This window comes from Tabrizicola fusiformis (genome assembly GCF_013328815.1).
Classification (GTDB): Bacteria; Pseudomonadota; Alphaproteobacteria; order Rhodobacterales; family Rhodobacteraceae; genus Fuscibacter.
The window spans coordinates 1-14,771 of record NZ_JABUHN010000031.1; the positions used below are offsets into that span (position 1 = coordinate 1).

11 protein-coding genes are annotated in these 14,771 nt (G+C 61.0%); 7 read left to right on the forward strand and 4 right to left on the reverse strand.

All coding sequences use genetic code 11. The features are described 5' to 3' along the window. Positions 1–207: 207 nt before the first annotated feature. The 4 genes from HS053_RS21565 (at position 208) to repC (ending at position 5,124) form a co-directional block, all read left to right on the forward strand. Positions 208–1,266, forward strand: a complete 1,059-nt coding sequence (locus HS053_RS21565; protein ID WP_174213300.1) for a site-specific integrase — start codon at positions 208–210, stop codon at positions 1,264–1,266. Between the two features lie 324 nt (positions 1,267–1,590). After that, positions 1,591–2,832, forward strand: coding sequence for a plasmid partitioning protein RepA (gene repA, locus HS053_RS21570; RefSeq protein ID WP_370584893.1), 1,242 nt, complete (start codon positions 1,591–1,593; stop codon positions 2,830–2,832). Continuing rightward, positions 2,832–3,812, forward strand: coding sequence for a plasmid partitioning protein RepB (gene repB / locus HS053_RS21575; RefSeq protein WP_174213301.1), 981 nt, complete (start codon positions 2,832–2,834; stop codon positions 3,810–3,812). The genes repA and repB overlap by 1 nt, the downstream gene beginning before the upstream one ends. Before the next feature lie 235 nt (positions 3,813–4,047). After that, a complete protein-coding gene (gene repC / locus HS053_RS21580; RefSeq protein ID WP_174213302.1) occupies positions 4,048–5,124 on the forward strand; it encodes a plasmid replication protein RepC in 1,077 nt (358 codons plus the stop codon). Positions 5,125–5,195: 71 nt separating this feature from the next. Here repC and HS053_RS21585 read toward each other — a convergent pair whose 3' ends face one another. Genes HS053_RS21585 through HS053_RS21600 form a run of 4 tightly spaced genes read right to left on the reverse strand, consistent with a single transcriptional unit; the run spans position 5,196 to position 11,247 of the window. Next, positions 5,196–8,546 carry an error-prone DNA polymerase gene (locus HS053_RS21585; protein ID WP_174213303.1) on the reverse strand — a complete coding sequence of 1,117 codons (3,351 nt, stop codon included), beginning with the start codon at positions 8,544–8,546 and terminating at the stop codon, positions 5,196–5,198. Beyond that, entirely contained in the window at positions 8,543–10,012 is a 1,470-nt protein-coding gene (locus HS053_RS21590; protein WP_174213304.1) for a Y-family DNA polymerase, read from the reverse strand. Before HS053_RS21590 ends, HS053_RS21585 begins: the two co-directional genes overlap by 4 nt. Next, a complete protein-coding gene (locus tag HS053_RS21595; protein ID WP_347233369.1) occupies positions 9,966–10,541 on the reverse strand; it encodes an ImuA family protein in 576 nt (191 codons plus the stop codon). The genes HS053_RS21590 and HS053_RS21595 overlap by 47 nt, the downstream gene beginning before the upstream one ends. Next, positions 10,525–11,247, reverse strand: a complete 723-nt coding sequence (locus HS053_RS21600) for an SOS response-associated peptidase (protein ID WP_347233370.1) — start codon at positions 11,245–11,247, stop codon at positions 10,525–10,527. Before HS053_RS21600 ends, HS053_RS21595 begins: the two co-directional genes overlap by 17 nt. Positions 11,248–11,302: 55 nt before the next feature. Here HS053_RS21600 and HS053_RS21605 point away from each other — a divergent pair, with 55 nt between their 5' ends. The 3 genes from HS053_RS21605 to HS053_RS21615 all read left to right on the forward strand — a co-directional run bounded on the left by HS053_RS21605 (position 11,303) and on the right by HS053_RS21615 (position 14,698). After that, entirely contained in the window at positions 11,303–11,566 is a 264-nt protein-coding gene (locus tag HS053_RS21605) for a WGR domain-containing protein (protein WP_174213306.1), read from the forward strand. A gap of 119 nt (positions 11,567–11,685) precedes the next feature. Next, the gene (locus HS053_RS21610; RefSeq protein WP_174213307.1) at positions 11,686–12,738 is read left to right on the forward strand and encodes an AAA family ATPase; all 1,053 of its coding nucleotides are present in this window, start codon (positions 11,686–11,688) and stop codon (positions 12,736–12,738) included. Next, the gene (locus HS053_RS21615) at positions 12,665–14,698 is read left to right on the forward strand and encodes a S8 family peptidase (RefSeq protein WP_194245631.1); all 2,034 of its coding nucleotides are present in this window, start codon (positions 12,665–12,667) and stop codon (positions 14,696–14,698) included. The genes HS053_RS21610 and HS053_RS21615 overlap by 74 nt, the downstream gene beginning before the upstream one ends. Positions 14,699–14,771: the final 73 nt, after the last annotated feature.

Genomic DNA, 14,771 nt, shown 5'->3' on the forward strand with positions numbered 1-14,771 from the left:
TCAGTCTCAGAAATGCGACGCAGGCAAACCATTGAAAACAAATGGACCGAAGTCTCAATAACTCCGGCAGACCGACATTCACGCCCGTTGCCGTCCATCACGGTTCCTTTGCCCGCAGGATTTCGACGGGCTTTCGGCCTTCCTGTTGGCATGCCGGCCTGCAGATAGAGGCAGGGCCGCCGACGTTACCAGACCGGAGGTGTCCCGATGGCTGATGATGTGATCAATCAGGAGAATGTGGAACAGGCAGCCCCCACCCCTGCCCCTTCCGATCATCAGCCCCCTGCTTTGCGCGATCTGGCAGAGCGGGCGCGGACCTATGCCGACGCGGCGAGTTCGGCCAATACCCGCAAGGCCTATGCCGCCGACTGGAAGCATTTTGCCGGCTGGTGCCGGCGCGAGGGGTTGAAGGCCACGCACCCTGATCCACAGATCACTGGTCTCTACATCACCGCCTGCGCCAGCGGTACGAAATCGGTCGGCGGTCGGAAGAACGCGGTCTCGACCATCGAACGGCGACTGTCGGCACTGGTCTGGGCCTATACGCAGCGCGGGCTGAAGCTGGACCGGCGCGACCGCCATATAGCCACGGTTCTGGCTGGGATCCGCAACAGCCATGCCGCGCCGCCGCGCCAGAAAGAGGCGATCCTGCCCGAGGATCTGCTCGCGATGCTGGAAACCTGCGACCGGGGCACGCTGCGCGGGCTGCGGGATCGGGCCATGCTGCTGATCGGCTTTGCCGGGGGCTTGCGGCGGTCCGAAATCACCGGGCTTGATGTCAGTCGTGACCAAACGGCGGATGGGCGCGGCTGGGTCGAGGTTCTGTCCGGCGGGCTGCTGGTTACGCTGCGCGGCAAGACCGGCTGGCGTGAGGTCGAGATCGGCCGCGGCTCCTCACCCGCCACCTGCCCGGTCGAGGCGCTGGAGTTGTGGCTGAAACTCGCGCGGATCAGCCAAGGGCCGCTGTTCCGCCGTATCACTGGAAAGGGAAGGGAGCCCGGGCCGCTACGGCTGAACGACCGCGAGGTCGCGCGGCTGGTCAAGCGGGCCGCACAGGCGGCCGGGCTTCGCGGAGACCTGCCCGCGAAAGACCGCCCTGCCTTCTTCTCGGGCCATTCGCTGCGCGCAGGTCTTGCCTCTTCGGCCGAGGTGGACGAGCGCCACGTCCAGAAGCAGCTCGGCCATGCCAGCGCCGAGATGACCCGCAGGTATCAGCGCCGCCGCGACCTGTTCCGGATAAACTTAACGAAAGCGGCGGGTCTGTAACTGCTTCAAGATCGACTTTCAGCGAATCGACCCCTTGCAAGGAGGAACTTCGCCCCCCTCTCAACTGTTGCTGCTCGTGTGTGGATACACCCGCTCTCATCAGGTATCTCTACAAATTGACCCAGATTCGATATGATTATCAACATATTGAAGCTGCCCCAACATACAGACCTCGCTTGCGAGCTTTCATCGTCGGTGAAAAAAGGTTTGCTTGATCGCTAGTTGCATGGCATTTCTGATTCCGACGCTGGACAGGGCTCTTTTGCCCTTCACACCGTCAACAACTCACTAAGAGCCGTGAACGGCCGAACGAGCGGAGCAGAGATGAACGATCAAAGCAACACTTCGCCTGATGGCTTGAGTGTCAATGTGGACATGATCAGCCACTATTCTGACGTTCTGGCCGCGTCCCTCGACCAAGAGATGCGGCGCGCCTACATGCCGAGCGAGAGGAAGAGCCTTCGAAAGTTCACTGCCGGCGAAGTCTCTGAGTTCACTGGGATCACCGCTTCAAATCTGCGAACTCGACACAAGGATGGTTCCTTCCCCGAGGTCGAGACCGATGCGCGCGGGCATCGCCTCTATTCCGCGGAAGAGCTCGCCACCATCCGCGATATCATGTTCCGCACCGGAAAGAACGCTGAAACCTATAAGCCCGGCCGTCGCGGAGATGACGAGTTACAGGTCATTTCGGTCGTGAACTTTAAGGGCGGAAGCTCGAAGACCACGACCTGCATACACCTCGCACAGCGTTATGCGTTGCGTGGCTACCGAGTGCTTGCCATCGACATGGACGCCCAGGGCAGCCTCACTACGTTCTTCGGATACAGACCAGAACTGGACTTCGAAAAAGAGGGCGAGTTAACCATCTATGACGCCCTCGCGTATGAGGATCCTAGCGCTGGAATTCGGCGCGCAGATCTGAAGCAAGTCATCCGCAAGACCTATTTTCCGAATCTGGACATCGCACCTGCCAGCCTCATTCTTGCAGAATACGAAACCGAGACGGCAAATGCTCTTAGCCAAAATGCGATGGGCCGGGCTGCGCACTCTCTGTTCGCCGTAAGGCTCACCGAAGCGCTCATGAGTGTGCAGGACGACTACGATCTGGTCTTGATCGACTGCCCTCCCCAGCTTGGCTTTACTACATTGACAGCGCTTGCCGCATCGAATGGCCTCCTCGTAACTGTGGTTCCCGGCATGCTGGACATTGCGAGTATGAGTCAATTTCTCAAGTTGGCAGCTGAAACCATGCGCGCCATCAACGAGAGTACTGGACGTTCGCAGGAATGGGATTTCCTCAAATTCCTCATCACCCGCTACGAACCCTCTGACGGCCCGCAGACGCAAATGGCAAGCTACTTGCGTCACCTTCTCGGCGGCTTGGTCATGGTCAACCCTATGCTCAAGTCGACAGCAATCAGTGATGCTGGAATGACCCATCAAACGGTTTATGAGGTTGATCCCAAGCAACTTGTTCGAACTACACTGGAGCGAGCGCTTAACAGCGTAAACGCTGTCGCGGACGAACTGGAAGCAGTTATCCAGAAGGGTTGGGGGCGCTAATGGCACGTAAGCTTTTCGAAAACATCAAAGCTGGTGTCCCTTCGTCCACTGCTACGGACATTCAAGGGCATCCGGTTGAAGAAACCGGGCAACCCAGAATTCGTTCCGCACGCGCGCTGCGTGGGGGTTTGCTGGAGATGAGTGCAAACTCTATCCGGGATTTGGATCCTTCCGTCATCATCGAGGACGGTCCACGTGATCGCCTTGCACTTGAAGAAGATGCCATCCAGGCGCTCGCCGAGAGCATTCGACAGCATGGCCAGCAAGTTCCGATCCTTGTCCGACCATCGGCCGAACCTGATAGGTATCGAGTAGTTTACGGTCGGCGGCGCATTGCAGCGGCCCGCATGTTGGGAATCCCCGTAAAGGCTTTAGTTCGCAGCCTCGACGATGAAGCGTCAGTCGTCGCGCAAGGCCAAGAGAATAGCCTTCGAGTCAATCCTTCCTTCATTGAAAAAGCGGTGTTCGCGGGGGCTCTTCGCGATGCGGGTTACGAGAGCGGCACTATACAGGACGCGCTTGGGATCAGTCGCCAAGCACTCTCCATGTTGACTATTGTTCAACAGGCTATCCCGCTGTCTGTTATCGAAGCAATTGGCCCGGCCCACGACATCGGACGGCGTCGCTGGATGGAACTCGCCGACCTTGCTCGCGAGACCGGCATAGATCTGATCGAGAGCGCCGCGAAAGTCAGGGCACGCCTCGACAAAGAACCGTCAAGTGATCGGCGCTTCGAAATTATCCTCGCTTCGGCCAAGATCAAACCAACCGGGCAGATCACCGAAAAATCCACTCCTGTCAGCGTGAGTACCGAGGACGGTACGAAACTGGGACAGGTCAGACGCTCAGGTCACGAGGTGCTTTTGGCACTGTCCGGAAAGGACGCTCCCGAATTCTGTGCTTGGGTTGAGCAGAATGCTCCAGCCCTTATCCAGCAACTCCATTCCCAATGGCGCGCAACAAGCAAGCCAGAGGAATGATCCAAACCTTCAACAGCTTAGCAGAGGAGCAGAACGTCACCGTCAAACAATAAGAGCCCCCCAGAGTATCCCCCGGAGAGCTCTAAACTGCGTGTGGTAGCTCAGTTTTAGCAGCCCTTCCCCTTGATGGTCAAGAACTGCCGATTCGGCAGAGCGACTTTTTATGCCTTTCGACTGGGTGTCCCGTTGGAAGGCTTTGGGTACTCATGGCCAGCGGTGGCACTGAGCAACAACTATGAAACATTCTTCCCGTGACACATGCTCGGTTCAGAAGCTTTCTGACACCGACCGGCAGATAGCACCCTGGTGGTCAGTTTTCCGTAGCCTCCGAGATGCTCGGACTAGTTATGGGCTCAAGGCTGGGCACCTAACAACCCTTGCAGCTCTTCTCTCTTTTCTCCGGGAAGGCGACGGACAGATGATTGTCTTCGCCTCAAACGAGAGCATTCTAGAGCGGCTAAACGGTCTATGCGAGCGCACATTCCAAAGGCATGTCTCTCAACTCATTGAGGCAGGATTGCTTCGACGCAATGATAGTTCGAATAGGAAGCGGTTCAAGCTTCGCGGACCGACGAACAAGGCATTGGCCTTCGGCTTCGATCTGTCCCCACTCATTGAGAAAGCGCCTGAGATTTCGGCCTTTGCACTGGAAGAGAGCAAGCGAGCATCGCATGCAGCGATGTTGCGACAACAAATTCTGTCTCTTCTTGCTGCCTCTGATCATCTCAGCATTGATCCCGCGAAAGATGCTCAGCTTAGGCAAGTGCTTCGACGGAAACTCCCCATAGACATGTTGGAGCACATGCTTTCAACGCTGGAAGTTGCCGCTGATGCTCGTAGCAGATGTAATGGCACGATCACGGCAAACTCGGAAGAAGCAGACAAAATGTCGGCCAACGACCAGCAAAATGTCGGGCACATTCATAAGTCAAAAGAAGAAGATATTGAAATAGATAGGACAGAACTCAAGATCAGAGCCAAAAATCTAAGCTCAGCAGAAAATCTGCTAAGAAAGCTCAGGACCGCCTGCCCTACGGCCGGGACTTGGCTGCAGTCAGGTCTATCCACATGGAATGACGTACTAGCACAAGTACATCAGATCGCCTCATGGATCGGCATATCGAGTATTGTGTACAATCGAGCAGAAACTAGGCAAGGTCGTGAAAACACCGCTGCCACCCTACTAGCAATCCTCGAGCGAGCGGAAAAAATTCGCCAGCCAGCGGCATACTTTCACGCAATTACGCTTGGGAAGAGATCTGAGTCGTTCAATGTTGATCGAATGCTAAACCAACTGATGGTCGCAACTTGATGTCATCCGCGGATGACATGGCTGCAGTTCTTCTGTGCGGATGTCATCCGCGGATGACATCACATCCGGCTTTAATGAAAATCCCTGCTGGGGAACAACTTTCGCGCCTGCTCGCGGGGATGCCGCGCGACCGCCCTGCCCCCGGTTCGGATCGGCCGCACCGTCTCCCCTGCCCGCTCGGTCTCGGCCCCGATCTTCAACTGCTGCCCGATCGTCGCAAGGCGCGGCGAAAGATCTTCGATCTGCTCTGCAACGAGGTGAACAACGGCACCATCCCGCTCGATCCTGCCAGTCACCCGCAGCAAACGCCCCGCAATCACCGCCTTTCGGAAAGCCTCATAGACCTTCTTCCAGACCACGACATTGGCAACGCCGGTCTCATCCTCCAATGTGACGAAGACCACGCCGGATGCTGTTCCCGGTCTCTGGCGGGTGATGACGAGGCCGGTGACGGTCACCCTGCCCTTCGCCTCTGACAGCTGTTGATGCGGAAGGCTTTCCGGCAGATTTGGCCGCAACAGCTCCAGCGGATGAGCCCGCAGCGAAAGCCGAAGCGTCAGATAGTCCTCGATCACCTCTTGTCCAAGCGTCATCTGCGGAAGATGCACAGAAGGTTCCGCGCCCCCTTCCCCATCCATGCCGAACAGCGGCAGCGGCTTTGGCGCTCTCAGGGCTTTCGCTTGCCAGAGCATGTCCCTCCGGTTCTGTCCCAGACAGGCAAAGGCGTCCGCTTCCGCCAGGCGCTCCAGCGCATCGGGATGAACTCCTGCCCGCCGCCACAGGCTCTCGACATCGGGATAGCCGTTGCCGCGGGCAGCGACGATCCAGCCTGCATCCTCTTCCCGCATGCCCTTGATCTGGCGGAACCCTAGCCGCAAGGCGAGCGCATCGTCCGGGCGCCGCTCGAGGGTGCAATCCCATTCCGAATGGTTCACAGAGACCGGCCGCACCTCGACGCCGTGATCGCGGGCATCCCGGATCAGCTGCGCCGGTGCGTAGAAACCCATCGGTTGCGCGTTCAATAATGCGCAGGTGAAGATCGCCTGATGATGATGCTTCAGCCAGGCAGAAATATAGACCAGCCGTGCGAAGCTCGCGGCGTGGCTTTCCGGGAACCCATAGCTGCCAAAGCCCTCGATCTGGGCAAAGCAGCGCGCGGCAAACTCGGCGTCATAGCCGCGTGCCAGCATGCCGCTGATGAACCTGTCCCGGAATGAGCCAATGGTTCCCATGCGTTTGAAGGTCGCGAGGCTGCGGCGCAGCCGGTCCGCTTCCGCCGGCGAGAAGCCCGCCGCGACCACCGCGATCTGCATCGCCTGCTCCTGAAACAGCGGAACGCCGTAGGTCCGTCCAAGCACTTCCATCATCGCGGGGCCCAGATCCTCTACCTTCTCCTTCCCCTGTCGGCGATTGATGAACGGATGCACCATGCCACCCTGGATCGGGCCTGGCCTGACGATGGCGACCTCGCAGACCAGGTCGTAGAATTTGCGCGGCTGCATCCGAGGCAGGAAGTTGAGCTGCGCCCGGCTTTCCACCTGGAAGACCCCGATGGCGTCAGCGCGGCAGAGCATCTCATAGACCTGACCATCCTCGGCTGGGACATTCGCCAGCGTCAGCTTCCTGCCCCGCTGATCCTCGATCAGCCCGAAGGCCTTCTGGATTGCTGTCAACATCCCGAGCGCAAGGATATCGACCTTCAGAAGGCCGAGCGCGTCGATATCGTCCTTGTCCCATTCAATGACGGTGCGATCCTCCATGGCCGCATTCTCGATCGGGCACAGCTCGTCCAGACGGCCATGGGTGATGACGAAGCCGCCGACATGCTGCGACAGGTGCCGGGGAAAGCCGATGATGTCGCCAATCAGCTGCATCGCCAGGGCGACGCGGGAGTTGTCCGCGTTCAACCCGGCATCCCGCAGCCGGTCCTCTCCCGGCGCCGAAGAGGATGATCCCCAGATCTGACCCGAGAGCCGGGCGATCACATCCTGGCTCAGCCCAATGACCTTGCCGACCTCACGGATCGCAGCCCGCGACCGGAAATGGATCACGACAGCGGTCAGGCCAGCGCGCTCGCGGGTATAGCGTTCGTAGATCCACTGGATCACCTCTTCCCGCCGCTCGTGCTCGAAGTCGACGTCGATGTCGGGTGGCTCGCCGCGGTCCTTCGAGATGAAGCGCTCGAAGATCAGGGTGATGCTCTCCGGCGGAACCTCGGTGATGCCGAGAAGATAGCAGACCACCGAATTGGCGGCTGAGCCGCGCCCCTGGCAAAGGATCCCACGCGATCTGGCGAAGACCACGATGTCATGGACTGTCAGGAAGTAGGGCGCATATTCCACCTCGGCGATCAGCCGCAGTTCCTTCCCGACCCGCGTCACGATCTTTGGCGGCGCACCGTCGGGATACCGGCGCTGCAGCCCCTCTCGGACCAGACGCTCCAGCCTTGCCTGTGCCGGTTCGCCATCCTGTGCTTCATCCGGATATTGGTAGCGCAGCTGGTCGAGCCGGAAGGCGCAGCGGTCGGCGATCTCGACCGAGCGGCGGATTGCCGCCGGGTATCGATGGAACATCCGGGCCATCTCGGCACCGGCCTTCAGGCGGCGTTCGCCATTGGCCAGCCGTCGCTCGCCGATGGTATCGATGGTGCAACCCTCGCGCAGGCAGGTCAGCACATCCGCCAGCGGGCGGCGTGCCGAGCGGTGCATCATGACTTCTCCCACAGCGACCTTGGGCAGGCCGGTGGCCTGAGAGAGGATGGCGATCCGGTCTATCCGCTCCTGATCCTGTCCGTCATAGAAGGGCGCCGCACCGAGATAGCATTGCCCGGCGAACCTGCGGGAAACCCGTCGAAGGCTGATCTCGATCCGATGCAGCTCGGGGGAAACGGCATCCAGCACATCGGGTGGCAGTGCGATCAGGATCATGCCCAAGCCCCAGTCCTGCAGATCCGCCTCCTGCAGATGGCACTCGCCCTTGGGGGCACGGCGCTTGCCGAGGGACAGGAGCCGGGTCAGCCGCGACCAGGCCGCGATATCGGTGGGCAGGGCCAGCCATTCGACCGGGCTGTCGGTGAATACGAGACGGGCGCCAGGGATCAGGCGGGGCAGGCGGCTCTCCGGCTGGATCCCCGCAGCTGTCTGGTTCTGGCCGGTTAACAGCTGCTGCCGGCTGGAGGGATCGGTAACCCGCTGTGACCGGATCGCCGGACCTTCGTCACCGGCATGTTCGGCTTCCCGCAGCCGCGTCAGTTCCTTCAGGGCCGAGAAGGCCCGAACTACACCCGCCACCGAATTCCGGTCGGTGATCGCGATGGCCGTCAGCCCGAGTTCGGCCGCCCGCGTCACCAGTTCTTCGGGATGCGACGCGCCCGTGAGGAAGGTGAAGTTGGTGGTGACGCAGAGTTCGGCATAGGCGGTCACAGGAATGTCCCCTGCACGGCCCAGGCCGGGGCCATGGGGGTATGAAAGAGCCAGAGCCGCGGCCCTTCCTTCGTCTCGATCCGCCAATAGTCCCGAACGCCGCTGCGCCAGGCGGGATCATCGAACCACCATTCCGGGGTGATCCGTTCTGGCCCGGCAGCGCGCAGGGTGGTGAAGCTCATCCGTCGCCAGCGAAACCGCGCCGGGGGATGCCCCGAGGCTGCTGTGACCGGCTCTGGCGGAAAGATCATGGCCGGTCGGCGGGGACGCTTGCGGAAGGGCAGAGGGGTCGCCTCGCTATAGGCGGCGGGCACCGTCAGGAAGCTCCGTTCCGGGATGCGGCTCTCGGCGGGCAGAAACCGCAGGACGTGGTCGAAGCCCAGGCGATTGCCGAGGCGGGAGATCAGGTCGTTGAGCTCGTCCTCCTGCCTGACCTTTGCCTCTCCGATCTGTTGTGGAGCCAAAGGCTCCGTCACCACGGCTTCGATCCGAAGCGCGTCGATCCCATAGCCGGAATCGACCTCTTCGACACCCTTGCGGAACAGTGCAGAGATACGGACGGGATCCCTCATCGCCCGGGCGAGCCCGACTTCGACCGTGACAGTTGCCTTGTCGACCCGACGCAGTTCCAGCCGCACGCGCCGCGCACCCATATGGGCTGAGGCCAGCTTGCCGCAGAGGCGCTCGAGCAGACGGTCGAGCCCCGCCATCACATCACCCGTCAGCCCGATCGGTTCGGGCAATGTCATGCGTACCCCGAACTGCGGCGCCTCGGGCAGGGCACTGACAGGCTCAGGCATGGTGCCGAGCATCTGGTCCAGCGTCGTGACCAGCCCCGGCCCGAACCGGCGCGCGAGCGGAGCCCGCGGCAGGGGGATCAGATCGGCAATGCGAGAAAGTCCCATGCGCGACAGCCCCTCGGAAATCTCCGGCGAGATGCGCAGCGCCGAGACCGGCAGACGGCCGAGCCGCTCCGCCAGCAATCCATCCGGCACGATCCCGCCGCCATGGCGGGCCAGCGCGTGCGCACCGCCGCGGCTGCCGGCAATCGCGCTTTGCGCGTTCAGACCCGCCCGGATCAGCCGGGCCTGGAGATCGCCGCGCAGATCCTCCTCGCCGCCGAAGAGATGCGCGACCCCGGTGATGTCCGCGATCAACCCGTCGTCACCATCTGTTGCGACCTGAGGCGCATAGCGCACCGCCCAACGGCGCAGAGCCACCAGCGCTGCCGTCTCACGCACCGGATCCGCGAGGCGCGTCGCCAGATCGGGCACAAGGGCGCGGGCATCTGCCAGGGGCATGCCGCGATGCAGACCCTGAGCTCGCGCAGCAGCATTGAGACAGTGCAACTGATCGACATTGCCCGCGCGATGCGTCAGGGCAAAGGGCCCCTCGACGGGGCGTGTCCGCAGGCTGACGTCACTGGCCAGCCTCGGAAACCATATGGCAAGCAGTCGTCGCGCCATCCCACTGCACGGTCCAGAGTCCAAGAGTTCCTGATTTGTTCTTATTAAGACTCCACTGATGACGAGTCGAGTCCGCGGGTCCGCCTGCCGGATCACATTTCCAGCGGGTCTCGGCCGCGTTGCAGCCCTGACCCTCCCGGATCAGCAACAGGCCGGTGGTTTGCCCGGCTTCGGCGGCCAGTTGCAGCCGCCGTCCTGCGGTCAGACTGAGCGGCTTCGTGGGCTCGCCGATGACGAGGCCGGAGGGCCGTGCGCGCAAGGCCTCCTCGACCGCCCAGAGAAGGTCGGTTTCCGAGCGCGTCTCGATCAGATGCAGGCGTTCCCCGATGCCAGCAGGTAACCCCCGTGCCATGGGGCGCAGGGGCTCGTGCTGTGGCAGGATCCAGAAGAGCGGGCCGGGGTGCCGGGAGGCCTGGAAGAGAGCGAAACTGCTTCTGCCCGAGCCTCCCGCTTCATGGACGCGGGCAGGGACCAGGCTGAAGGAATCGGTCGTGGCCGTCGAGCATGGCCGGTCACGCAGGATCTTCACGTGCGCCCTCCAGAACGATGTCCAGGGCACCGTCGGGCAAGGGGCGCTGCAGCCGCAGAGCCTGCTCCGTCGGAGCCGTCAACCAGGTCCGCCACTCCTCCGGCCGCGTCAGGATCACCGGCATTGCTTTCTCATGAACCGGTCGCACCTCGCGATTGGGAGTACAGGTGAGGAAGCCGAACAATTCGGTCGTCAATTCGCCTTCTTTCAGCTTGCGCACCGAGGTCCATTCGGTGCGGATGCCGGCAAAGAAGGCCAGCGGTCGATCTGGCCCGAGGGCAAACCAGACCGGATGGTTGCGCGGCGCGCCGGCTCTTCCGTCGAGCTCGGAAAAGCTGGTGAAGGGGACGAGGCAGCGGTGTTCGACGCCGAGCCAGCGCCGCCAATGCGGCGAGGCGACATTGCGGATATTGGTCACCCCGGGGTCCGAGCGCTTGCCTTCGAGATACGCAGGCGGGGTTGGCATGCCCCATCTTGCTTTGGTCAGCTGCCATCCTCGCCCCGGGGCAGGGCGAAAGATCGGTGCCGGATAGTCGGGCCAGATGCCCGGCATCGTTGGGAGGTTCCCGGTGTCGTCGATCAGCTCTTCATCGACTTCCATGACTTCCTGGAACACCTGACGCATCGCGTCCTGGCTCTTGGTCTGGGAATATAAATTGCACATCTGGCTCTCCCGAGTCGGGGAAATCGGAACAAGAGGGAACATTGACAGAACAAACGCGGTTTGAGAAGATTCCTCCTGTGAGTTCGGAGGCCTTGGAATGTTCGATGTCCCTGTACAATGCGAGGCCTTCCCACGAGAGATCCAGCTGAAGAGGATCGACCTTTCCTGCAACATGAGACGGTTCTACCGGATGACCGTCGAGCGTGATCTGTTCGGCGGCTCCAGTCTGATCCGGGAATGGGGCAGGATCGGCTGCCGGGGCCAGTTGCTGATCGAACGGCACGGCGATGAGGGACAAGCGATCAATGCCCTGCTCAAACTCGCACGAACGAAACGCAACCGGGGCTATGGGGGCGAGTAGCGTCGCCCCGGTCTGCCGAAGGCGGCCATATATGGACCTCGAGTGATTTGTGGGCAAGACACTCCCTCAAATTCCGGTTAGGATTCAGCGAAGCAGTGAGACCTCTGATTGATTGAACCATGGCGCGAAGTGACCTCCTGATAGCCCTTGTGCGCGCCGGCGCTGCCGGTGATCGGGAAATGCTGCGCTCTACGACCGAGGCGCTCGTGGCAGAAGAGCGAGCGCAGAACCATCATATCGTCGCTGACCGTCTTGAAAAGGCGATGGCGAGTGTTCCCGTCGCTCCGCCGCCACTGACATCCGCCGCGATCCTGTCAGGAGCAGGCAAGGAAGCCATTCTGGAGGTCGATCCGCGTGCCCGGATGGAGCAGTTGCTGCTGCCGCTGCCCGTCCAGGAAAACGGCAGGCAATTGGTCCAGGAACACGTCCGGGCAGATGTGCTGCGAGCCCATGGCTATGAGCCGCGACATCGTGTGCTGCTCTCGGGACCTCCCGGCAACGGAAAGACCTCTTTTGCCGAATCCATCGCCGAGGCTCTTGGCCTGCCTTTTTTTGTAGTCCGGTATGACGCTCTGATCGGCAGCTATCTAGGCGAAACCAATACGCGACTTCGTAAACTCTTTGACTATGTTCGCACTCGTCCGAGCGTCCTCTTCTTCGATGAGTTCGATGCGATCGGTAAAGAGCGTGGTGACACACACGAAACGGGCGAGATCAAGCGGGTTGTGTCTTTCCTGTTGATGCAGCTCGACCAGCTACCGAGCTATGTCATCGTCGTGGCGGCGACAAACCACGGAGAGCTGTTGGATAAAGCTGTCTGGCGGCGCTTCCAGTTGCGCCTCGACTTTCCAGCCCCCGATACCGCCAGAGTTGAAGAATTTCTTGACCGGGTGATCTCTCATTGGCCAGATAGGCCACGCCTTGCGATCCGCACCATTGCGGGAAAACTCGGGGCAGTGAGCTATGCTGAGGCGCTGGATTTTTGCCAGAGCGTGCGCCGCAGGCAGATATTGGGACTGGGAGAGGTTTCCGTCGACGCGGCACTGAAGATCGAACTCGATCTCTGGGCCTCCCGAGTGAGGCCGGAGGCATTACTGAATGGTCAGCGACCCGGGAAAACCACTGCTGCGGCTCCAACCCGGAAAGCCAAGTCCGCGCCTGAAGAAGGATAGCCCCGGCTTTCCTCCGCCACCGCCCAAGTACCAGCGGGGCTCTCAGGGTCAGAAACTTGGTCCCACGTTTCAGCGCCTTGCAGATGTGCTCGCGCGAGACCCCGCCGGTCTTGAACTCAGGCAGGATCCGTCGGCGCTTGCACCCGAACGATTGCTTGTCTTTGAGGTTCGGGGAAGTATCCAGAATTTTGCAAATGCGATCAAGAAGGTGCCAGGCCTTGAACTGATTGACGAAGAGGAACTACTACCCTCCGAAGATGACAAGCAGCCAGTGGCCTATCTTCTCGTGCCAGATGCTACTGCCTTGTCCCAGATCCTCCGGCTTTGGACGAATTGGCTACGCTCCGGCACTCTTGGGACCGGCTTTGCTCCATGGCGGGATGTCTTCGATTGTTTGCGGGATCTTCGCCCGTGGGGTCCCTCGGACAGGGTGCAGGGGTCGGACCGTGATATTCTCGCCGAGCAGGTCGCAGGTCGCGGCGGCGACGACATGATTGCTTTGGAAATCGAGCTGGTGTTCCGCGCCGCGGAGAGGGCAGGGGCCTCAAATGAAGCAGAGCTGACCGAGGCAATTCGGGCGCATGACGGGCGTATCGTCAGCCGCGCAAGGCTGACGGACATAGCGTATCATGCGGTTCTGGCCCGCCTGCCGGTTCGTGCGATCCTGGCAATCATTGAGCGCGCCCAGTCCAGTATCGCTGGTCTGGATTCGGTGATGCATATCCGTCCGCAAAGTGTGGCGACCGCCGTCGAAGTCGAAGACATGCTGCCGCTCCAGGCAGCGGCGGCAGATGGTGACCTCTCTAGGGATGCCATCCTTGCGCTTCTGGATGGTGTTCCTGTGGCGGCACATCCTCTGCTGCGTCGCCATCTGATCGTCGAGGACCATTTCGGACTGGAGCCGGCCGCCTTGGTAAGCCAGCGTGTCCATGGCACCGCGATGGCTTCTCTTATCATACATGGGGACCGGAACCGGACCGAGGCGCCGTTGCCTCGACAGATTCATTGCATTCCTGTCCTTGGAAGCTCGGACGAGTTTCCGCAGGACAGGTTGATTGTGGATGTCATCTATCAGGCGATCGTGCAGATGCGTGATGGCTCTGATCCAACTGCGCGCCATGTCATCATCGTCAATTTGTCCCTCGGTAACCGGCACCGTCAGTTTCAGGGGCAAATGTCTCCATGGGCCCGACTCCTTGACCGCCTGGCTCACAGATACGGGATCCTCTTCCTGGTCAGCGCCGGGAATATCGTCGGAGATTTCGAGGTGCCGGCCTTCTCAACCAGCCTGGCTTTCGAGGGGGCGACACCAGACGCCAGATCTGCGGCGCTGATCCAGGCCATCGCCGGCATTCAGGCAGACAGAAGGCTTCTTGCGCCAGGCGAAACCGTGAACGGATTGACGGTGGGAGCCAAGAATTCAGACTGGGTCTCGTCAAACGACCGCGCAGCTGCGCGCGCCAATGTCGACCCTTTCCCGATCCTGGATACGTCAAATCCATCCAGCGCTCTTGGCCCGGGTTTTGCCGGGGCGGTAAAGCCCGACTTGCTTATGCCGGGCGCACGCGAGCACCTTCGCGTCGTCGTAAGCGGCGCTGGTGGTTCCATACGGGTCTCCCCTGGCCGCCCTGGCCGGGGTGCGGGCTTGAGAGTTGCTGCTCCACCATCCGGTCAAGGACTCGAAGGGTCCGAGAGCTATACCAATGGGACCAGTGCTGCGACATCCATTGCATCACGCACGGCGCACAGGATTCACGACGCGCTCGAGGCCGCCTACGGAGACCGTTTCCTTCAACTGCCCCCAAGAAACCGCGCTGCGCTTCTCAAGGCTCTCCTTGTGCATCCCGCGCGCTGGCCGGATGCAACGGCAGCCTTCGTACGCCGGCTTCTCGGCCCACAGGGAAGCGGCCAGGCCTCCAAGCAAAAGGACAATATTCGGCGCTTTGTCGGATACGGGTAAGCGGTCGCTGGCCACCACGGTCAGCTTATCTTGACGGCTTGAAGTTCCAGGGCAGCAGGTCGTCGATGCGGCT

Coding starts and splice junctions, on each gene's coding strand:
- HS053_RS21565 (WP_174213300.1), top strand. CDS start 208: ATGGCTGATGATGTGATCAATCAGGAGAATGTGGAACAGGCAGCCCCC.
- repA (WP_370584893.1), top strand. CDS start 1,591: ATGAACGATCAAAGCAACACTTCGCCTGATGGCTTGAGTGTCAATGTG.
- repB (WP_174213301.1), top strand. CDS start 2,832: ATGGCACGTAAGCTTTTCGAAAACATCAAAGCTGGTGTCCCTTCGTCC.
- repC (WP_174213302.1), top strand. CDS start 4,048: ATGAAACATTCTTCCCGTGACACATGCTCGGTTCAGAAGCTTTCTGAC.
- HS053_RS21590 (WP_174213304.1), bottom strand. CDS start 10,012: ATGGCGCGACGACTGCTTGCCATATGGTTTCCGAGGCTGGCCAGTGAC.
- HS053_RS21600 (WP_347233370.1), bottom strand. CDS start 11,247: ATGTTCCCTCTTGTTCCGATTTCCCCGACTCGGGAGAGCCAGATGTGC.
- HS053_RS21605 (WP_174213306.1), top strand. CDS start 11,303: ATGTTCGATGTCCCTGTACAATGCGAGGCCTTCCCACGAGAGATCCAG.
- HS053_RS21610 (WP_174213307.1), top strand. CDS start 11,686: ATGGCGCGAAGTGACCTCCTGATAGCCCTTGTGCGCGCCGGCGCTGCC.
- HS053_RS21615 (WP_194245631.1), top strand. CDS start 12,665: ATGGTCAGCGACCCGGGAAAACCACTGCTGCGGCTCCAACCCGGAAAG.